Source organism: Dendrosporobacter sp. 1207_IL3150, assembly GCF_036763085.1.
Lineage (GTDB): Bacteria > Bacillota > Negativicutes > DSM-1736 > Dendrosporobacteraceae > JBAIYU01.
In genome coordinates, this window is record NZ_JBAIYU010000010.1 from 600,320 (window position 1) to 621,538 (window position 21,219).

A 21,219-nucleotide genomic window follows, 5' to 3' on the forward strand; every position below is an offset into this window, starting at 1 on the left:
TTATTAACTACATCTTTATCATGTTTAAAAATTCCAGCTCAACTTAGCAATAACTAAACTAGTCACTCTTCGGCATGTTCTTGCATATCAAGCAGCAAGGTTTGTTCGGAGTTTTCCATATGTTCCACAGCAAGCTTTTGAGCAAGCTCGACGTCACGCTGGGCTATTGCCTCAACCATTCTGCTGTGCTCCTCGAGAGTCTTTTTAAGACGGCCAGGATAAGACATTGACATTGAACGAAAACGAGTCAACTGCTCCCGTAGGTTGTTTATAATTCCTACAAGTCTATCATTGCGGCTGGCACGGTAAAGAATATCGTGAAATTGAGTGTCAACCTCAACGATTTTTTCCATATCATTTCGTTCAATCGATTCGCCTATTTCTACTAACAACCGCTCTAATTGTTCTAATTCTTCTTCGGTAATTCTTTCGGCAGCCAATCCTGTTGCCAAGACATCCAGCGCGGTACGAATCTCGAATACTTCGTTAATATCCTTGATCGAAAGATTTGCTACGTATGTACCACGGCGAGGCAGCATTATTACATATCCCTCAAGTTCCAACTTGCGAATTGCCTCGCGTACCGGAGTACGGCTTACCCCGAGCTCCTCGGCCAACTGAATCTCCATCAGCCGCTCGCCAGGCTTAAGCACACCGTTTCTGATAGATTCTCGTAAAGTTTCGCAAACTACTTCACGGAGTGGTTGATAACTATCCAATCTAATTGGCGCTAATCTGCGTTGCATTATTCTCCCCCACTTTTGGCCACTGTTTTAGCCACAATTATCTGAGCATCACTCAGTTTCTCTAATTTTGCTGCTATATAATTTGCTCTCTCAGTATCAGGAGTAAGACCAAATACTGTAGGTCCGCTTCCTGACATTAAACTTGCCATAGCACCATATTCACACATCAAAGCCTTCAAACGACCTATTTCGGGATGGACTGGAATAGTTACTGTTTCAAGTGTGTTACATAGTCTGCTCGCAATTCCATCTAAGTCATCAGCTTCTAGACATTTAATTATCCCCGCTGTATCTGGATGGGCACTAACTGCCGACGATCGGTAGTTCTTATAGACCCATGCCGTAGAAACACTAACTGCTGGCTTTGCTAAAATGACATTGCACGCAGGCATATTAGAAAGCCGCTCAAGCACTTCACCACGCCCTGTTGCCAGCATGGTTCCACCATTCAAGCAAAAAGGGACATCGGAACCTAATAATGCACCAAGACGGCTTAACTCATCTAAAGATATACCCAAGTGCCACAATTTATTAAGCCCAATTAGAACACCCGCTGCATCAGTACTGCCACCAGCAAGTCCTGCCGCCATAGGTATTCTTTTATTTAAATCGATTTGTATTCCTTGCTCTATATTATAGATTGTCTTAATTAAATGTGCTGCTTTATAGGCTAGATTAGTATTATCACATGCCAAATCAGGAATATTTGTACAGACCGTAATTCCTTCTTTTTGCTCACGGAACGTCAAATGATCAGCTAGATCTACTTCCTGCATCACCATCTCAACTTCATGATAGCCATCAGGGCGTTTATTTAAGACGTCTAACGTCAAGTTAATCTTAGCATTAGCATATACAGTTAACATAATTTTTTAACCATTCATTTGCGTTAATGCAAATTCTTCCTGATTCGTGAAAATTTGATCTACATCTAATAAAATAATTAGGCGATTATCCATTTTTCCAACACCTTGAATGTAACGGGCGTCTAGTACTGAATTGGCTGGAGCCGGTTCGACATTTGCCGTTGCTAATCGAACTACTTCAGTTACAGCGTCAACAATAACGCCAATAGTTTGTCCATTAAAATCTACAACAATTATCCGGGTATCATCAGTATACTGCTCAACAGCTAGCTTAAAACGCTTACGCAAGTCAATAACAGGAATAATACGGCCTCTTAAATTTATAACCCCCTCCATAAATACCGGTGTCTGTGGAAGCTTAGTAATAGGGGTTAATCGATTAATTTCCTGAACCTTAGTAATAGGAAGACCATATTCTTCAGCAGCTAATCTAAAAATAACTAACTGTAATTCTTCATTTTTGACAAACTCCATGTGAGCAAGCACCTCCACACAATATCTGAAAAGCCTTTATTCGACATTATGACGCGATTTGCCTGCATTTTAGGTAAAATTTATTGTATATAGAAAATTTTATACATTTTGCACACCAGCAACAACTACCTGCTCCATTTTTAGACTAGAATGTTCTAGACCCTGCTCTACAGTCAACTGTTCAGCAAAATTCTGAATTATATTCATCACAGCGTCGTATCTCTCGTAAAAAATTATAACTAGATCTCCGGGTTCAGCGTCTTCTAGTGCACGACCAACCGCTTCGGCTTCAGGCATGATCACTGAAATCCGTTCCTCAGCAAAGCCTGCCTCGACAGCACCCCGGCGCAATAATTCAGCCGTTTCACCAGGACTGCGTCCACGAAGATCATCGTCTTCTTTTATATACAAATAGTCAAAACCTTTGCCAGCTATCCTGCCAATATTGATCGTAACATCATCGCGCCTGTCACCCGGTGCAGCAATAACCCCTATAAGACGCTTGGCTCCCATACGGCGGGCAGTATTTAAAAGCGCTTGGTAACCTGCCGGATTATGCCCATAATCAACACACACTCTGAAACTTCCAACTGTCAGCATGGTCATCCGTCCTGGATTTTGATCAAATGTGGATAACCCTTTTCGTATATAACTTACAGGTACCTTAGCGCTGTAACAGGCACCAACTGCTATAACGGCATTCTGGAGATTATGTAGAGCAATTCCATCTAGTGTTGCCGGAATATCTTTGACCGCAATAATAGGTCTAGCCAACCCACCGCAGGCTATATGAACTGTACCCTCTTTTACAAATACCGCTTTGCCCCCGGCTCCCAAATGACGCCTAATAACAATATTATTAGGTTCAATGCTAAAATACATAATTTCAGACTGAACACGGGCTGCTAATGTTGACGCATAAGGATCATCCGCATTTATTAAAGCAATACCATCAGGTTGAACAATTTCTAAAACGAGCGACTTTATATAAGCCAAGTCTTCTAAACTCTCGATACCATCTTGTCCTAAGTGATCTTCGGTAATATTTGTAACAATACCAATATTACATTTATCAAAAGCTAAACCACCACGAACAATCCCACCGCGTGCTGTTTCAAGTACAGCTACATCAACATTCGGGTCAGACAAGATTATTCTGGCACTATCAGGACCAGTAGTATCGCCATTTAGAATACACTGACCATTAATATAAATACCGTCCGTTGTAGTCATACCTACATTATATCCGGCCTGCTGCCAAATATGGCTAATCATGCGTGTTACTGTTGTTTTGCCGTTAGTACCAGTTATTGCCGTTATCGGTATACGTCCATTGGTTTTTTCGGAAAACAAATATTCCACTATGTGGCCTGCAACATCACGCGGCTTTCCAGCTGTTGGATAGTGATGCATCCTTATTCCGGGTGCTGCATTTATCTCTATTATCGCGCCATTTCCATATTTTACAGGAACGGTAATGTCCTCAGCAACTAAATCAATCCCAGCTACATCAAGTCCTACTAAACGGGCAGCCCTTTCAGTTAATTTGATATTTTCAGGGTGAACTATCCCTGTAACGTCCACCGCAGTGCCGCCGGCACTTAAATTTGCGCAATCTCTTATTCGTACTATTTGCTTCAAAGCTGGAACGGCTTGAGGAGTGAGATTCTGCTTAGCTAACACCGTTATAGCTACAGCGTCTAGCATAATCTTAGTTAACGGTTTTTCGTGACCATCACCGCGGTCAGGGTTGGAGTTTACTAAATTTACCAATTCAGCAACAGTATGCTGACCGTCCCCCACTACATATGCAGGGATGCGCTCAGCGGCAGCTACCATTCTTCCATTAACTATGCATATACGGTATTGCCGGCCTGGTATATACTCCTCAACTAAAACACTTTCGTCATATTCCCGAGCTATTTGGAAAGCACGCTCAACTTCGGCTTGTGTCTTAATGTCTATTGTTACGCCATTTCCATGATTACCCGAAAGTGGTTTAACAACTACCCTTCCACCAATTTCATTTAAAGCTTCAAGTGCCTGGTCGACATCATTAACAACTCTGTTCTGCGGCACAGGTATGCCATTATCTTCGAGCAACCTGCCAGTTAAATATTTGTCTGAAACTAAATCTGTCGCCAGCGCGCTTGTTTTGTCAGTTATCGTTGCCCAAATACGCTTGCTGAAGCGTCCGTGTCCCAAGACTAGTAAATTCTCATCAGCAAATCTCCGCACTGGTATATCCCGCTCTATTGCTGCTTGATAAATTGAATTGGTACTCGGACCAAGCTGATATTTTTCCCCAGCAGACTTGACGGATTTGATAGCTTGACCAACATCAAAAGGTAAATCTTCTAGGGCTGCCTTTAGCAGCTCCTGGGTAACATACGCACTTTGGCGCGCCGCTGCCGGGCACTTAAAGCCAACAATTACATCATAAATCCCAGCCTGATGAGTAGAGCGTGCTTTGCCAAAGTTTACGTCATAACCAGCCATATTTTGAACTTCTAACATAACATGCTCAAAAATGTGGGCTAAATACGTCCCTTCGTTTAGACGTTCCACAAATCCGCCAATCTTATTGCGTGAGCACTTATGTTCCTGAAGCCCTGGAAGAAGTGCCAGCAGTCTTTGAATAAACCCAACGACAGCACAGCTGGCAATATTATCATATTGTCCTAATGCTAATTTTAGCCACAAAACTGGCTTGTAACTGTAGATATTAGGTCCCTGCAGAGTTCGTATCTGTAAAATCCGCATCATCATAATCCTCCTAATTTAGTGGCTAATATACGCCTTGCGACTCCTTAAGTTATAGCCGAATCCAGGTGGTAAGATATGAAGTGTCACATTCGAAATCGCCAACGGATCAAGTCTTTTTGATTCCGAAATATTAGAATGAATAATATTTTTACCATCTACTACCGTTACCGTTTGAGATCCTATTATTTCACATTTCCCCTCTGGTGTTACTAAAAGAGCTGTGTCTTCATCAATACCGATGCCTAATACATGAGGGTTTTGAGAAACAGCTGCCAGCAGACGATTTATTCTGCCACGCTGAGCAAAGTGCTGATCAATTACGACCTCATCAATCAGCCCCATACCATGTGCCATGCTAAGAGCTGATTTTTTTGGTGTGTCACTTGAATCTCCCCCCACGATCATGGTATGGCTCATTACCGAAGCTCCAGCGCTTGTCCCTGCAACAACGGTACCGTTTCGGAACGCTCTGCGGATAGCTCCGTCAACTGCCGAACCACCTAGAATGCTTGTCAGCCTAAGCTGATCCCCGCCTGTAAAAAATATTCCGTCCGCTTGTTCTATTTCTTCGACCCTCTGTCTATCGCCAGCTTCTTCGCGATTTTCAATATTTAAGATAGTTACTGACTCAGCCCCCAAATCTGAAAAAATCATTCTATATTCATCGCCTACTTCACGTGGAAGTTCGGTTGCAGTAGTCATAACAGCAATTTTAGCTTTTCGACCGCCAGATAACTCAATAAACTTGCGTAAGATTGTGCAATCATCATATTTGTCCTCATTGCCGCCTATAATCAAAAGCTTTCCGGCTGTTTTTTCCAGCATATTTCCTCCATTAAATTGATATTTACAAAAAGTATTCTTTACTATATTTGCCAACAAATCCCTTACTTTATACATTATCTTTTGGGAAAAACACCAACTTGAGGGTAAAAACATATAATACCTAAGCTAAAAAATATTTAGCGAGGAGGTATAACAAGTGAAAATTCGCACACTGTATCTTCCCCACCGCATGTCCGAGGTTTATTTAAAGGAGGACGACTGTCACCCCCTTGTTATGTCGGTGCAAAAATTATTGACCGAACGTGGTCTCTATACATCAAATATACATAGCAATTATGATGCTTCTACTAGAGACGCCGTAACACAATTCCAAGAATTAGAAGGTCTGCCTGCGACAGGCTTAATTGACCCAGTAACCTATTGCCGTTTAAACTCTGCATCGATAAGCCAAATTGAAACAAAAATTGCCGAACAGAGGGCTACTAATGCTCTGGCCCGAGCTAATATCCTCATAACTAAATCTGCTCGGACCATCACCTTATTTAACGGCAACAGCCCTTTGCGTCACTATCCGATTGCGATCGGTAAACCTTCTACTCCAACCCCTGTTGGCAATTATGCTATAGCAACTAAAGTAATGAATCCTGGGGGGGTTTTGGGAACAAGATGGATGGGACTTAACTATGATGCCTACGGAATTCACGGCACCAGCAAACCTTGGCTTATAGGGCAAATGGTGTCAAATGGCTGTATTCGTATGCATAACAGCAATGTCGAAGAATTATTTGTTTTGATTAATGTTGGCTGCCCGGTTTACATTCGGGATTAATTTAAATATCTCATCAGCAATTTTGTCAATCATATCCCGGCGCTTCACTAAAAAATTGAACAGCGCCTCACGCTCGCTTTGTTCTGGAAGCCACTCTGTGGGTATTTCAGTAACTAATATTGAAAGCTGGCTGTTAGTTATAGCCTTTATCTGGGCTATATAAGGAGCAAAATCATCTTTAGACAAATAGTATTTAAGCAGCCAGCCAAAACTTCTCCGTTTATTTACGCCAATTTTATCAGCAAGCTTACTAAGTGATTCGATGGTCCATTTTCCTCGGCGAAATAAATGGGAATTATCAATTGCGTATAGTCGGTAAGCATTAGCCTCTCGACGCAGCAGCAGATTCTTTCTATTCCAAGTCCGGTCTACGTTATGAAAGATATGGTCAAACAGAATAATTCCTGCCATTTGAGACTTATTTGCAGCCTTAGCTAGATTCCGGCGTCCTACATACTCGGAGTTATTCAAAAAGCGGCTGGCAAAATGAGCACCTGGCTTAACTTTAGCGGCCTTCAGCCGTTTATTTTTTTGAATAAAAGGTTCCTCTATCTGAATAATTCCACCATCGGGAAAACATAGGTCCATAAGTGAAGAAAACCGGCACGCCAGTAATTCATTAACAAGTACTTTCTGTCCAAGACGGTTATTTTGGAATTTGACCACATATACATACCCATCATTAGCCCTAAATAATCTGGGCGAGGTTACCCCTACTCCGATATCACCTAGATATTCAACTGCTACAAGCATATATCTCTTACCTCCTTTTATTAACACTTATCTCAACAGCATACTACATTATATGACTCGGTTTGCTAATCATTACTTAACGAGCCAAAAACGAATAAAACCGCCCGACCTGCTGAGCAGGGGGGCGGTTTTATTATGGTTTAACCTTTAGGCTGAACCGGAGTTCCAGTTCCGGTATCTACAAGCCAGCTGGCAATCCAGCCAGTTGTTGATCCGTCTGACAGAACTACTCTGTACCAACCGAAAGCCTGTTCCTTAATAGTAACCGATTCGCCTCTGTTAACTTTTCGGATTGAAGGGAAATTAGTGCCAGGACCAGTACGAACGTTAACGTTATTACCAGTAACCGAGCCTAGTGTTCCATTGATTGACATGTTCATTCCGGCAGTTGACTCGAGCGGGCCAGTAACTAACATGTTTTCAGGACTAAAGGCTTCGATATCGCCGCCGCCTGTCTGAGAAGCAGATACTGTATCATCAGTAAACTTTGATGCTGAAACTGAATCGTCTGAAGACGTGCTTGCTTTATTGCTTTCAAACACACCAACTTCATCTACTGGAGTAAGGGCATATACATCCATTTGGGTAGTTGTAAGTACGCGGGTCCAGAACTTAAGCACTATTGTAATATGAACTTTACGATCATCATGTCTTCTGTGGAAATCATAATCAACGTACTCAACCTGAACGTCAGCAGTTGCTTTCATATCAGGGTCAGCACCATCAACATCGATATCACGAGTAAAACGAATGTTCTTTCTCTCAAACGCATGAACTGGCTGATCAGGAAGATCGGCAACATACATAACCTTTACTTCTAAATCACCGCGAATAATAACTTTATTGGGAATAATGTCTACAGATTTGATGCAGACATCTTTAACATATACATCAACAACTTGCTCAATATCCGGTTTTTGTTCCGGAACAAACATATCAAATTCGACTACCTTTTGGCGCATTTCAGCAGCCAAAACCTGTTCTACCTCGATGGTCTCAGGACCAGGCTCAGGGCAGCCGCATATAACGTCTGCACTGTCAACGGTAGTTACACCACCTGAGGCGGTAGTATTCGATGATGTGCTTGAACCTGAAGCCCTTAATTCGTCATCCATTCTTTCTCCCCCCCCTATTGTGAGTTTGAATGATATTAGCCTTTTGCGTTTGTTGGAGCAACAGCGCTGCCTAGCAATACTTCACGATCTGCCATAACTTTAGCTGTAATTTTCAGAACCACTGAAACGTCAAACTCGCGATTGCAGTGGTTGTGATGGTGGTTGTGATTGTTGCAATCATCATCATCGTCATCATCATGATCATCACAATCGTCATCATGGTTATGATGGTGATGCGCATGACCATCATTGCAGTCATCGTCGCAGCCGTACTTATGTTTGTAAGCTCTGCTCCAATGGTCCACATCATAGTCGACGAATTCAACAACAACACTAGCTTCGGCATCCATACCACGGCGAGCACCTGGAAGGTCGATGTCTTGAGTCCACTTATAATGTTTGATTTCTACAGCATGAACTGGTTGATCTGGAAGGCAGGCAACATAGATGGCTTTTACTTCAAATTCCCCACGAACAATAACCTTATCAGTGATTACATCGACACTATTAACATCAACGTCTTTGATAAATACATCGACGATTTGCTCGATTGAAGGTTTTCTTTCAGGAACAACAACATGGATATCAAGCACTTTTTGCTTTTCTTTCTCACCTATTACTTGGCGCACAATAATCGGACCTGTTTGAGAACCTAGAGTACAAGGGTCACCTGCAGCACGCATATCTTTATCTTCCACACATATTCCCCCCTTTGTGTTTTCTATTTATATATATGCTTGCTTCAAATTTTATGTGATAAAAAAGATGGTAATTATTGTTGAATATCATATTCTTTTAATTTTAAATAAAAGTTATTGAACATAACGTTTTGACTACCATTGTCATAGTATATATAAGAAACCCATAGCGGGTTTTAAAAAAAAACATAAAGTTGGAGGTTATGCTAAATGTGCGGAGTGTGCGGATACCCAATCCAATATTGCAAATGCAAAAAGCCTAGTTGTTACAAGCCGATGAAATATAAGTATGACTATGACTGTGATTATGATGACGATTATAATGACATGTGCTGCGATATGCCAAAACCTAAAATGAAGTGCGAAGAAAAAAAATGTGTTAAAACCTATAAGTGCACCTATAAACTTTATAAAACTTGCAACTACTGTTTATATAAAGTATGCAATCGGTGTGGTCATGAGTTCGACTATCATCAACACCGCGGCACTTGCCCCAAATGCTCTGGCTCGATGATGTACTGGAAAGACTAAAAAAACAGCACCTGAGGCAGAGCCTCAGGTGCTGTTTTTTCAATTAGCGACTGATAAATTCTTGAACTACATATACTTGTCCATTAGGACTTGTGCGAACACCTATACCAACTTCCGTATAGGTAGAGTTAAGGATATTGGCGCGGTGACCGGAACTATTCATAAAGGCCACCTCAGCACCAGCCACACTGGAGTTAATAGCTAAATTTTCACCAGCAGTTCTATAGCCTATCCCAGCTGCATTCATACGGTCAAATGGAGATTGCCCTTCAGGATTGTAATGAGAAAAATACCCTCGATTAATCATATCCTGAGCATAGTTTTCCGCTAGACGAGTCAAGCTGGTATTAAGCTTTAATGCCGGCAAACCATACTTAGCTCTATCTTCATTCAAAAGCTTTAACGCTAAGGTAGTATTTGAACTTACACTGCCGGAATTAGCTGGCGGAGTTTGAGTCTTAGGAGCATCACCGACATTGTCGTTGCCTTTATTAGTCATCATAGCTAAAAGACCGACAGCAAGTAACCCTCCTATTAGCCCTTTTTTCGAATCATTGCTATCTTGTACAGTTTCCTTCGGCTCCGCTGCTAATACAGCCGCAGAAAAAGCCCCACCAAAGGATGTTGTCAGTATCGAAACAACTACAAAACCAAACATTAATTTTTTTATTAATTTTTGTCGCAAAATGAAACCACCTTTCTAATATACCAGTTGATTCTCTTTCGCACTTTACATAATGTTCAATAAAAGTTCGTAAAATCCTGTTTTAGTAGCGTGGTAATGTTTACATAATATATTTTTCCTTGCATTTCGAACAACTAAGTGTTTACCTGCCCGCATAAACTATAACAATCATACACCCAATTGTTCACTAAGGATGGATACCATGATTTAGACGTATACTCAACCCTATGCTTAGAAGTAGACCAGACCTCTGCCAGTCATTATTAATAAAGAATGCGGCTTACGCCTAGCGACAGCGCAAGTTGATATTTACAACTTATTCATGCAATAAAGTTTGTACATTCTTATCGTACAAAAAAAGACGCGATTCACTCGCGCCTCAATTATCGCTTAACCGTATGGAGTTTTCGGCATGCCCAGCCTAAACTTTCCACGTGATTCTATTCCGCCCACCCCTTCGATCCCTGTAACCGAAGCTGTAATTGCGTCAGTCACATCAACCGTCTTATTGATTGGCGTAAAAGCAACCTTTTCAGCTATAAACACCGGGTCGTATGCATGTATGAAAATTCGCGTAGGCGAACTAGCAAAATTTGCTCCTGCTACCAAAATCGCCTCGAAGTATGATTGACATGCACCAGCAAATATTACAAGATCATCACGCGACGGCTCAAAAGTTCGTGCTTTTCTAACTGCTTCGACAAAATACTTAGAATTGCGGTAATTGTTAATATCTTTTAGATCCTTTTTTCCGCCTCCGATAAGAGCATCATGGCCTGTTAACACTAGAATATCGGGACGGTACTCTTCCAATAGTGCAAGAACTTGCTCAGGCTGTTTGGATTCATCAACCGCCCGGCCGATGGCCTCAATATTGAGCTGACCATACGTCTTTAGACACATCTTAAGATACTCGTCGTCACCATCTAGGTGCAGCACTCGGCCGGGTAAATCAAAAAAAGTATATTTTTTGGGTTCGGCACGAGTCATTTCAATCTTTTCCCGTTCCATACTGCGACGGGCCATAACTCTCTTTAAACTATCATTATGCATACCTTCCATACGCACTATTTCATTACGTAAGTGTTCTGCATCTATAGGCTCTAAATCGCAAACTGGAGCATCGGCAACTAGCCTTAGATGCATTCCCTTAAGTACACATCGCATATCCTCCGATTCTCCACGGATAATTTCGGTAACTTTAAATACTATGTCGCCGCCATGCGACTTTCGTATTACTAGATCACCAACCGATATGTTAGCCACAGCTGTCTCCCCCCTTCCTGTTAGTTCATACTATGAGACGCTTAAGTGATTTGCCACGAACAACTAAACTAATTTTAATTCTAGTCGGGGTAGCAAATACCCCAGCCTTCAAATATACTGTATTGACACTGATTGTGGCCTTCCGGCCGCAGGCATCGCAGTCAATTCAAACGAGGTGAAGGCGCATGATATCTGTGGTTGTTCCAGCAAAAAACGAAGCTGGCCGCGCAGTTACTGTACTGCAAAATTTAGGAACACTGCCAATAGATCATATTATTTTTATTTCGAATGGCTGTAAAGACGCTACAATGCATGAAGTACTGCAAATGCGGCTGCCCAAACTACAAATTATTTATTTTCACGACTGTCTTGGCATCGATATCCCGCGGGCGATAGGTGCCAAAGTAGCATTATCACTAGGCAGTGATGTTGTTGCTTTTGTCGATGGTGATATGGTAGGTACTTTTAATGAAAATCTAATGGAATTAGTCGATGGAGTGTTGCTTAGACACTTAGATATGGCTCTAACGAACTGCTACCCATCTCCACCTCGACACATTGAGCGTTACAATCCAACCTTTCAATGGAGAATGAACCTAAATAAAGAGCTTGGTCTAGAAAAAAAGATTGGGCTTGCTACTCCAGCCCATGGTCCTCATGCTGTCTCGCGCCGTCTACTCGAAACACTGCCTATAAGCGAACTTGCTATCCCCCCCGTATCTTTAGCCCTTGCCCGCAAGCATAAACTTAAAATTGATGTTGCAACTACTATCCCTCACTATAGATTGGGTTCATCTATCAAGGGCCAGCTTCATACTAATAAAATAATCGACACTATAGTTGGCGACTGCCTTGAGGCTATGGCAAGTTTCCGTGACCAGCCTCGTACTAGACAATGGCAGAATAAAACTTACATAGGTTATCACAGTGATCGTAGATTTGATCTTCTTGACCACTTTTTCGAAACCAAATAAAAAACAACCGCAGATATTTTCTGCGGTTGTTTTTTATTTGGTTTATCCAGGCTGCTTTACCATAGCGTCGGCAATTGCCGCAAATTCTTCAAGTGCCAGCGTCTCACCGCGCCGCATTCCATCAACCCCTGCAGCTTCCAGTGCCAAAGCAATCTTGTCACCAGCAATGCCCATCGTCTTAAGAGCGTTATTCAGCGTTTTACGCCGCTGTGAGAAAGCTGCTTTGACTACTCTAAAGAACATTTTCTCGTCCATTACTTCTACTGCCGGCTTATCACGCAGAATACACCGTATAACTGCCGAATCTACACCGGGTGGCGGCATAAACGAATTTGGCGGAACATCAAACATTATTTCTGCTTTTGTAAAATACTGCACAGAAACCGATAAAGCCCCATAGTCTTTACCGCCCGGGCTTGCCACCATCCGCAGTGCAACTTCTTTTTGAACCATTGTTACAAGCAGTTCGATTGGCAGCCTCTGTTCTATAAGCCCCATAATAATAGGAGTGGTTATGTAATAAGGCAGATTAGCCACTACCTTAAATTTTTCTGATTCTACTTCTTTTGCAACATCAACTTTTAAAATATCGCCATGGACAACTCGTACGTTTTCATAACCGCCAAGCGTTTGCTTGAGAACTTCAAGCAGCCTGCTGTCCAGCTCAACTGCGACTACCTTGGCCCCAGCTTCAGCCAGTCCCTGAGTCAGCGTTCCAATCCCTGGTCCAATTTCTAGAACGGTTTCTCCCTCTTTTATATTGGCGGCTGATACTATGCCATTCACAATACCTTCATCAATAAGGAAATTTTGTCCCAGCTTCTTACTCATACGAATATCAAAGCGTTTTAATATATGCTTAGTTACATCCCGCTTGGCGATTACTGGCTGAATCATTCCGCTGCCTCCAGTTCATTGTGTTCTAAGTTAATTATGGCTTCATCAAATTCACTACGAGTCACACCATAATTATTAAGTCTGTACAGAAAGGTTTTAGCATTTGCGTAACCAATGCCAAGCTTGGCCCCAAGTTTGGCTCTTCGCTCCGCTGCATCAGGAACACCGCTCAGACCTGAGCTCATAATATCAACTAAAGTAAATTCTACCTTAGGCTTCCATTCCAAATAACGCACCTTTGCAAGAGCTGATCTTATAGCGTCACCCGACGCCTGCTCAATTCCGATATCATTATTAGCCGTTGCTTGCTCTTTAGGAATAAAGGCATGCTTAGCCTCTGGAAAACGTTTGCTTAGAAATTTCCTTATCCTTTCGCCAGCACTATCTGGATCGGTTAAAATAATTATCCCACGCTTGCTGCAAGCTTGTTCAATTCTCTCTAAAGTGTGCGGGGCTAAATTAAACCCCCCGGTTATAATGCATTCGGCGTCTACCGCCCGCCTTACAGCTTGGACATCCTGTTTTCCCTCAACAACTATTACTTCTTTAATCACGATACCCCTACTTTAGTAGAATTTTTAATTTTTACGTTTAACCGCAGAGTACGCAGAGTACACAGAGGGGTTATAATAATAATCATCTAGATAACACCCCTCCGGGTACTCGGTATACTCCGCTGTTAATATCGCTATTTTATCCTGATTTAAAAAATAACAGGGTTTGCACCCTGTTATTTTTCTGCTAGTTTATTCTGCTAGCACATACACTTTGACCATGCGCCGCCCAAAGCGCCAGGCCTCACTTGAACTTTCCATACATAGATCGACAGTATTACCGTTAATCGCGCCACCAGTATCAGCTGCTAACGCTAAACCGTAACCTGGTATGTACACCCTGGTTCCCAGCGGGATAACATCTGGGTCAACAGCTACAATGCCCCTGCGTGCAGGGATTCCAGTTGCAGTGATTCCCTCAGGAGAACCATCTGTCGGCAAATATGCTGTTGCCTCCATCCATTCGACTCGCTTAAAGCGATGTGTTCCCCGGGATGTTTCTACTACATCTCGTGTACCCAGTCGAACGATTTTGGGTTTGGAAGGTTCTTTTACTTTTTCTTCAATTACTTCTTCAGATGCTTGTACTCCATCGGCAAAATGTTGTTTAACGGTTACAATCTTTACGCCGGCTCGACCTTCCTCCACCAACTCCTCAACACCTTTTTCCAAGGTTGAATCAGGCTGATGTACTACTTGATAAGGAACATTTTCTGTGCGCTCAATTATTTGTTCCGATAACTTAATTGCCTGAATTTGCATACCAGCCTGAATTTTTTCGTCAGCATTAGGTACGAGCTTTGTACTCGAATTTAGTAATCCTAAGCTGTCGGCCAGTTCACCGACTGTCGGTTTGCCAGTGTTAAAAGTCTTACTTACTCCTTGATAAACTACGGTAACAGGTACTGCTCTATATACTGTTATAGTTGATCCGCTAATTAATTTCGGCGTCGATATGCGATATTCGTCTTGTGGTCCTAATACTACACCAGCTTTTGCCAGAATATCATTAGGGTTGCTGTGATAAGTACTGACTACCAAATTACCTCCGTCGGCAGCAATATGGACTTTTTTATTGGCCCATATAAAGCCTGTTGCCAACAGTAAGACAGTGATTAACGCGGCAATTAGCGCCATCATCCTGCCTTTAGATTGCGAATTTTTGGGCTGAGTATTATTCATAAATCTCCCCCTTTTGAAGCGCCTGAAAATTATACCATATACAGCGCTTATGTGTCAAACAAGGAAATTTTATTCCTTGTAGCAACAGTGTTTGCCAAATATGACTACATTATACATTTCGCTCTAAAAAAGCTATAAAGTGGAAAAAGAGACGATACATAATATGTATTCGTCTCTTTTTAAAAATATTCCATTTAGTTGACATTATATCGAGAAAAGTCTCCGAACATTATCGGTGGTAGCGTGAGCTAAATTCTCTAGCTCCATTTTTCGCAATTCAGCAACCCTCTCAGCAACTATTCTAACATAGGCCGGCTCATTACGCTGGCCCCGGTAGGGATGGGGTGTTAAGTAAGGACAGTCTGTTTCCAACAGCAGTCTTTCAAGCGGTACTGCCGCAGCGATATCTGGTAATTTAGCAGCATTTTTAAAGGTAACAGGACCTGCTATTGATATATAAAAACCCATCTTGAGCACTTCCTGGGCCATTTCAAGACTGCCGGAAAAACAGTGCAGGACTCCAGTCAAGCCCTTACCTTCGGTTTTTAATATCTTCAATATATCGGCATGTGATTCCCTATCATGAATTATAACAGGCATTCGCATCTGCCTAGCTACATCAAGCTGGCGAATAAAAATCTTTTGCTGCTGCTCCCGCGGCGATAAATCGTAATGATAATCAAGTCCGATTTCTCCTAGTGCAACTACTTTAGGCATACCTAACCACTCAGACAGCTTATCATAATCGCCGTCTTGAACATCTTTGGCATCATGAGGATGATTGCCTACTGCAGCATAAACACAATCGTAGCGCTCAGTGAGCTTAATTGACCGCTCAGAAGAAGCCATACAAGCACCAATGTTTATAATTCCAGTAACTCCATTTTCCAGGGCACGTGCTATAACTTCGTCTCTGTCGGCATCAAATCTTTCATCATCAATATGTGCATGAGAATCAAATAACATTTATTTCACCTTACTGCCTGCCGGCATCTCAGGTGCCGTTACTAAAGTGAGTTTATCATCACAAGAGGCAGCCAGCACCATACCGCGCGATTCAATACCGCGAATTTTTGCTGGTTTTAAATTGATAATCATTACAACATTTTTGCCCACAAGTTCTTCTGGCGTATAATGCTTAGCAATACCAGATACGATCGTGCGTTGTTCTGTTCCTAAATCTACGGTAAGCGTTAGTAATTTATCTGCACCCTTAACTTTTTCTGCAGCCAAAACTTTAGCAACACGCAAATCCATCTTAGCAAAATCATCAATAGTTATTTCTGGTGTTGCAGGGTTCTCTACAACTTTTACTTCTTGTTTCTTCTCAGGTTTAGCAGCCGGCTTAGTTTCTTCAGCTTGTTCTTTTTCTTCAATGCGTGGAAAGATTGGTTCGGGTTTTGCGACCACTGTTCCAGCCGCCAAGCGTCCCCAGCCTTGCGCATCATCTAAGCACACTGTTGCAAAATCACTCTTAATACCTAGCTGCTGCCAGATTTTAGGAGCAGTACTTGGCATAAACGGCGAAATCAATATCGAGACGATCCTAAGTGTTTCGGCTAGATTGTACATTACGGTGTTAAGCCTGGACTTTTGGGCCGGATCTTTTGCCAACGCCCAAGGAGCCGTTTCATCAATATATTTATTAGTTCGGCTTATTAGTGTCCATACTTGTTTAATCGCAGCGTTAATATCCATCGCTTCCATTAGGCGTTCATATTCAGCTGTGGTATTTTGAGCTAGCTTAATAAGCTCATCGTCAACTGTATCCGTCTCGCCCGGCTGCTCAATAATACTATTATTAAAGCGACCAATCATATTTAATGTACGATGAAGAAGGTTGCCTAAATCATTAGCAAGGTCAGCATTAATCCTGTTGATTAAAGCATCACGTGAGAAGTTTCCATCCATACCGAGCGTAATTTCACGCAGTAAAAAATATCTGATGGCATCAGAACCAAATTCTTCGATCAGTTGAAGCGGTTCAATTACATTGCCTTTAGATTTGGACATCTTATCGCCTTCAACAACAAGCCACCCATGACCGTACACCATTTTAGGCAGTTCTACCTCTAAAGCCATAAGGATGATCGGCCAAATGATAGTGTGAAATCTAACTATCTCTTTGCCCACAAGATGAATGTCAGCTGGCCAATATTTTGCTAATTTATCTCGGTCATGTAGGTAGCCAGCTGCTGTAATATAGTTTGTCAGTGCATCAAACCAAACGTATACCACGTGCTTTGTGTCAAAAGGTACTGGTATCCCCCAGTCAAAAGTCGTACGAGATACGCAAAGATCCTCAAGACCGCCCTTTATAAAATTAATCATTTCATTACGACGAGAAGCCGGCTGAATGAAGTCTGGGTTTTCTTCAATATATTTTAGCAGACGGTCCTGATATTTGGACATACGGAAAAAATAGCTTTCCTCTTGTACAACCTCAACTGGACGTCCGCAGTCAGGGCACTTTCCATCATTTAGCTGACGCTCAATCCAAAAAGTTTCACAAGGTGTGCAGTACCAGCCCTCATATGAAGCTTTATAAATATCACCTTGATCATGAATTTTTTGGAAAATTGCTTGTACAACTTCACGATGACGAGTTTCTGTTGTGCGAATAAAGTCATCATTAGATATGTTAAGCTTAACCCATAAGTGCTTAAAAGAATCTACAATCTTATCTACATACTCGATAGGTGTTACCTTGTTCTCCTGAGCCTTTCGCTGGATCTTTTGGCCATGCTCGTCTGAGCCAGTGAGAAAAAAAACATCATAGCCGGCCAGGCGCTTAAATCGAGCTACAGAATCAGCGATAGTTGTACAATAGGCATGACCAATATGTAATTTGTCACTTGGATAGTATATCGGTGTGGTGATATAAAACGGTTTCTTTTCCATTTATTTTGACCTCCTTCGTTTAAAAAGTAATCAGACCTTTTAAACGCAGTAATTTTATTTTTTGATCTTACTTTATGGCAATTATAGACAGGAGCAATCGCCTTGTCAACAGTGTTATCTCGACAAGAAGTAATATATTGTGACAAATTATGTTATAATTTATTCATCCAAAAGTCGATTATAAGAAAAAATATTACTTTATTGGAAAAATTAGGGTTGACACGTCTTGTAATATTTGGTATTATTTAGTCAGACAAATTTTGTCGAAAGATGTTGAAACGAGAGGGGAAATAGAATATGAAATCAACTGGTATTGTACGTAAAGTGGACGAGCTAGGTCAAGTAGTTATTCCAATCGAACTGCGTCGCACCCTTGACATTGAAGAAAAAGACGCTTTAGAAATATATGTAGATCATGACCGCATCATCCTTCGCAAATATGAGCCTGCTTGTTCCTGTGTTTTCTGCGGTAACGGTGATGAAGTAACCAACTTCAAGGGCAAAAATGTTTGCAAAGACTGCCTTGATGCAATGGTACAAAAAGCAATCTAACTTTATAAATAAAGCCGCTGTATCCTTAACTAAAGGTAACATAAGAATTATCTAGCCTGCGCTTGCTAGAACTAATTCTTATGTTACCTTTTTTTGCGCTGATGGGGTGTGTTTTTTAACCGCAAAGACGCGAAGGTCGCAAAGGATTCAATTATTAGCGCGATTATTTATTGCGCTTTTTCACATCCACCTCGAGTACTTTGAGTAATTTGCGTTAAATTAAAATCCTATGCCTAACTATCCTTGCCAATTGCAGCCTGATATACGTCGCGCTTGGGTATGCCGCGTTCTTGGGCAACCCTCTTAATAGCATCCTTTTTATCAATACCCATCTGGACTAAAACTTGAACAGCCTCATCAAGCGGCAACAGTTCTCTACCCACATCATTTATGTCTTTATTTTGCATTTCTTTATTGCCTGCAACAATTAAAGTAAACTCACCTCGGGGTAGGTTTTCGTTAAAATAGCTTTGTAAAGTCACAAGCGATCCACGTACAAACTGTTCAAATTTTTTCGTCAATTCCCTTGCTGCCACGGCCTCTCGGTCACCGAAAACATCGAGCAACTCGGCTAGGGTATTTTTTAAGCGATGTGGAGATTCATAAAATACTAACGTAGTCGTATAGGAAGTCAATGAACTTAGCAGCTCGCGGCGTTTTTTATTTGTCTTAGGCAAAAAGCCAACAAACGTAAACGCTGTTGTATCAAGCCCCGAGCAGACTATAGCCGATAAAGCAGCATTTGCTCCAGGCAAAGGGGTCACCGTAACTCCGGCTTCGATCGCTAACTTAACTAAATCACTTCCAGGGTCAGAAATTCCTGGCATTCCAGCATCACTTACCACTACTACGGTATCTCCCTGCAGCAATCGCTCAATTAGCTCAGGTCCACGAGAATCCTTATTGTGTTCATGATAGCTGACCAGTGGTGTATGAATATCAAAGTGAGTTAGCAATTTACGTGTATGTCTAGTATCTTCAGCAGCAATAACTTTAGCTTCTTTGAGATGGCGTATTGCCCGGAACGTCATGTCCTCAAGATTGCCAATAGGCGTTGCGCATAGATATAATATTCCAGCTTGTACCATTTGAACTTATTCACCTACTTATAATACGCCATAACTGCATCGCTATAACTGCCATCATCCTTATAAATAATGAAGGGTGGTAAGACTTCTAGTCCCGCTTTAGCCCCACGAATCCCTTCAACAAGCACCATTGTTGGCTTACTGTCGGCTTTTGGATAAATCACCTGCAACCGCTTAGGTTCAAGATCTGCGTTACTCATTTTTTTGAGAATTTCAGCCATACGCTCTGGTAGATGTATCATTGCAAACCGACCGCGGTATTTAACAAGATGCCTAGCAGCAGCAATAATGTCATCAAGACTGGCTTTAACTTCGTGCCTTGCAATTGCAAGACTGCCACTAGGATTAATCAAGCCGCCGCCGACTGGCCGATAGGGAGGGTTAGAAACAACAAGATCGTATTTTCCTTGTGAAAGATACCCTTTAACATTACAAAGATCTGCATTAATAACATCCATCTTTTGTGATAATCCATTAAGGGCTACACTGCGACTGGCCATTTCGGCAACGCGTTGATTGATTTCTATACCAGTGACAAAACCTGCTCCCCGAGCAGCTAGCAATAAACCTATTATCCCTGTTCCAGTGCCCAAATCAATAACAGCTGACCCATGCTTTAGCGTTGCAAAATGTGCTAATAGAACAGCATCCAGCGAAAACCGAAATTCATCCTCATGCTGGATTATCTTCATATTATTGATAATTAGGTCATCCAACCGCTCTCCTGGGTTCAGTATTTCCTTATTCATCTTCCTTTTCGACTACTTCCTCCCACGGTACCACAAGGGTTTTACCGTCATCAAGTAATATTGTTGCTGTCTTTTTGTTATTACTTACAGAGATTACTTTACCCTCGCCGTCTACTGTAATAACTTTTCTACCTGCAGTTGGTGCAACAACCTTTTTGCAGCTATGACCATAATAGTCACTTTCGTATTTGAGGCAACACATTAGTCTACCGCATATGCCAGATATTTTCGTTGGATTGAGCGATAAATTCTGCTCTTTTGCCATTCTGATGGATACTGGCTCAAAATCACCGAGAAAAGTAGCGCAGCATAATGAACGACCGCAACACCCAATCCCGCCCATCATTTTGGCCTCATCTCGAACACCGATTTGTCTTAATTCTATTCTAGTACGGAAAACGGCCGCAAGGTCTTTTACCAGTTCACGAAAATCGATACGCCCTTCGGCAGTAAAGTAGAAAATAATCTTATTAACATCAAATGTGTATTCGACATCAATGAGTTTCATAGGCAGGTTGTGCGCTTGGATTTTTTGTTCACAAACCCTAAATGCCTCTTCTTCCTTAGCCGTGTTCTCTTTCACTTTGTCCATATCAATTGGTGATGCCTTGCGCTGCACTGTTTTAAGCGGTGCAACAATATCTTCTTCAGATACCTGTCTTGGGCCAATTACAATTTGTCCATGCTCGAGACCACGCGCTGTCTCAACAATAACATTCTCGCCGGCTTTTAGTTCCATTTGCCCTGGATCGAAATAATATATTTTCCCGGCCTTTTTAAACCGTACACCTACTACTGTTTGCACCT

21 protein-coding genes are annotated in these 21,219 nt (G+C 41.8%); 3 read left to right on the forward strand and 18 right to left on the reverse strand.

Annotation, left to right across the window (positions count from 1 at the left end; genetic code table 11):
• Positions 1 to 62: 62 nt before the first annotated feature.
• The 5 genes from V6C17_RS06335 to V6C17_RS06355 form a co-directional block, all read right to left on the reverse strand.
• On the reverse strand, positions 63 to 746 hold the full coding sequence (locus tag V6C17_RS06335) for a GntR family transcriptional regulator (RefSeq protein ID WP_333521704.1): 684 nt from the start codon (positions 744 to 746) through the stop codon (positions 63 to 65).
• Entirely contained in the window at positions 746 to 1,612 is an 867-nt protein-coding gene (gene ispE, locus V6C17_RS06340) for a 4-(cytidine 5'-diphospho)-2-C-methyl-D-erythritol kinase (protein ID WP_333521705.1), read from the reverse strand. Before ispE ends, V6C17_RS06335 begins: the two co-directional genes overlap by 1 nt.
• 6 nt (positions 1,613 to 1,618) lie before the next feature.
• Positions 1,619 to 2,086 carry a chemotaxis protein CheW gene (locus tag V6C17_RS06345; RefSeq protein ID WP_333521706.1) on the reverse strand — a complete coding sequence of 156 codons (468 nt, stop codon included), beginning with the start codon at positions 2,084 to 2,086 and terminating at the stop codon, positions 1,619 to 1,621.
• A gap of 99 nt (positions 2,087 to 2,185) precedes the next feature.
• The gene (cphA, locus tag V6C17_RS06350) at positions 2,186 to 4,852 is read right to left on the reverse strand and encodes a cyanophycin synthetase (RefSeq protein WP_333521707.1); all 2,667 of its coding nucleotides are present in this window, start codon (positions 4,850 to 4,852) and stop codon (positions 2,186 to 2,188) included.
• A 15-nt stretch (positions 4,853 to 4,867) separates the two neighbouring features.
• A complete protein-coding gene (locus V6C17_RS06355; RefSeq protein WP_333521708.1) occupies positions 4,868 to 5,677 on the reverse strand; it encodes a cyanophycinase in 810 nt (269 codons plus the stop codon).
• A 157-nt stretch (positions 5,678 to 5,834) separates the two neighbouring features.
• On the opposite strand from V6C17_RS06355, the gene V6C17_RS06360 reads away from it, so the two are divergent.
• Positions 5,835 to 6,467, forward strand: coding sequence for a L,D-transpeptidase family protein (locus V6C17_RS06360; RefSeq protein WP_333521709.1), 633 nt, complete (start codon positions 5,835 to 5,837; stop codon positions 6,465 to 6,467).
• Here the strand turns inward: V6C17_RS06360 and V6C17_RS06365 are convergent.
• From V6C17_RS06365 to yabG, 5 genes are all read right to left on the reverse strand, one after another.
• Entirely contained in the window at positions 6,420 to 7,220 is an 801-nt protein-coding gene (locus V6C17_RS06365; protein ID WP_333521710.1) for a HipA family kinase, read from the reverse strand. The genes V6C17_RS06360 and V6C17_RS06365 overlap by 48 nt on opposite strands.
• A 140-nt stretch (positions 7,221 to 7,360) precedes the next feature.
• Positions 7,361 to 8,335: an SPOCS domain-containing protein gene (locus V6C17_RS06370; RefSeq protein WP_333521711.1), complete on the reverse strand. Its 975-nt coding sequence runs from the start codon at positions 8,333 to 8,335 to the stop codon at positions 7,361 to 7,363.
• A gap of 35 nt (positions 8,336 to 8,370) precedes the next feature.
• The gene (locus V6C17_RS06375; RefSeq protein ID WP_333521712.1) at positions 8,371 to 9,033 is read right to left on the reverse strand and encodes a DUF3794 domain-containing protein; all 663 of its coding nucleotides are present in this window, start codon (positions 9,031 to 9,033) and stop codon (positions 8,371 to 8,373) included.
• A 574-nt stretch (positions 9,034 to 9,607) separates the two neighbouring features.
• Positions 9,608 to 10,249 carry a CAP domain-containing protein gene (locus tag V6C17_RS06380; RefSeq protein WP_333521713.1) on the reverse strand — a complete coding sequence of 214 codons (642 nt, stop codon included), beginning with the start codon at positions 10,247 to 10,249 and terminating at the stop codon, positions 9,608 to 9,610.
• A gap of 390 nt (positions 10,250 to 10,639) precedes the next feature.
• Positions 10,640 to 11,515 (reverse strand): sporulation peptidase YabG, encoded by an 876-nt coding sequence (gene yabG, locus V6C17_RS06385; protein ID WP_333521714.1) that lies wholly within the window; start codon positions 11,513 to 11,515, stop codon positions 10,640 to 10,642.
• Between the two features lie 185 nt (positions 11,516 to 11,700).
• Here yabG and V6C17_RS06390 point away from each other — a divergent pair, with 185 nt between their 5' ends.
• A complete protein-coding gene (locus tag V6C17_RS06390) occupies positions 11,701 to 12,489 on the forward strand; it encodes a glycosyltransferase family 2 protein (protein ID WP_333521715.1) in 789 nt (262 codons plus the stop codon).
• Between the two features lie 42 nt (positions 12,490 to 12,531).
• On the opposite strand, the gene rsmA is transcribed toward V6C17_RS06390, so the two are convergent.
• The 5 genes from rsmA to metG form a co-directional block, all read right to left on the reverse strand.
• Complete coding sequence (gene rsmA, locus V6C17_RS06395) at positions 12,532 to 13,386, reverse strand: 16S rRNA (adenine(1518)-N(6)/adenine(1519)-N(6))-dimethyltransferase RsmA (RefSeq protein WP_333521716.1); 855 nt, start codon at positions 13,384 to 13,386, stop codon at positions 12,532 to 12,534.
• Complete coding sequence (gene rnmV, locus V6C17_RS06400; RefSeq protein ID WP_333521717.1) at positions 13,383 to 13,940, reverse strand: ribonuclease M5; 558 nt, start codon at positions 13,938 to 13,940, stop codon at positions 13,383 to 13,385. The genes rsmA and rnmV overlap by 4 nt, the downstream gene beginning before the upstream one ends.
• Before the next feature lie 192 nt (positions 13,941 to 14,132).
• The gene (locus V6C17_RS06405; RefSeq protein ID WP_333521718.1) at positions 14,133 to 15,122 is read right to left on the reverse strand and encodes a 3D domain-containing protein; all 990 of its coding nucleotides are present in this window, start codon (positions 15,120 to 15,122) and stop codon (positions 14,133 to 14,135) included.
• Between the two features lie 204 nt (positions 15,123 to 15,326).
• On the reverse strand, positions 15,327 to 16,088 hold the full coding sequence (locus V6C17_RS06410) for a TatD family hydrolase (RefSeq protein ID WP_333521719.1): 762 nt from the start codon (positions 16,086 to 16,088) through the stop codon (positions 15,327 to 15,329).
• Positions 16,089 to 18,023, reverse strand: coding sequence for a methionine--tRNA ligase (gene metG, locus V6C17_RS06415; RefSeq protein WP_333521720.1), 1,935 nt, complete (start codon positions 18,021 to 18,023; stop codon positions 16,089 to 16,091). It abuts the gene before it with no gap.
• A gap of 297 nt (positions 18,024 to 18,320) precedes the next feature.
• Between metG and V6C17_RS06420 the strand changes: the two genes are divergently transcribed.
• Positions 18,321 to 18,575, forward strand: a complete 255-nt coding sequence (locus V6C17_RS06420) for an AbrB/MazE/SpoVT family DNA-binding domain-containing protein (RefSeq protein ID WP_333521721.1) — start codon at positions 18,321 to 18,323, stop codon at positions 18,573 to 18,575.
• 233 nt (positions 18,576 to 18,808) lie between these two features.
• On the opposite strand, the gene rsmI is transcribed toward V6C17_RS06420, so the two are convergent.
• The 3 genes from rsmI to V6C17_RS06435 are packed head-to-tail and all read right to left on the reverse strand — an operon-like array spanning position 18,809 to position 21,217.
• Entirely contained in the window at positions 18,809 to 19,663 is an 855-nt protein-coding gene (gene rsmI, locus V6C17_RS06425; protein WP_333521722.1) for a 16S rRNA (cytidine(1402)-2'-O)-methyltransferase, read from the reverse strand.
• Between the two features lie 14 nt (positions 19,664 to 19,677).
• Positions 19,678 to 20,412 carry a tRNA1(Val) (adenine(37)-N6)-methyltransferase gene (locus V6C17_RS06430; protein WP_333521723.1) on the reverse strand — a complete coding sequence of 245 codons (735 nt, stop codon included), beginning with the start codon at positions 20,410 to 20,412 and terminating at the stop codon, positions 19,678 to 19,680.
• A complete protein-coding gene (locus V6C17_RS06435) occupies positions 20,405 to 21,217 on the reverse strand; it encodes a PSP1 domain-containing protein (RefSeq protein WP_333521724.1) in 813 nt (270 codons plus the stop codon). The genes V6C17_RS06430 and V6C17_RS06435 overlap by 8 nt, the downstream gene beginning before the upstream one ends.
• Positions 21,218 to 21,219 lie beyond the last annotated feature (2 nt).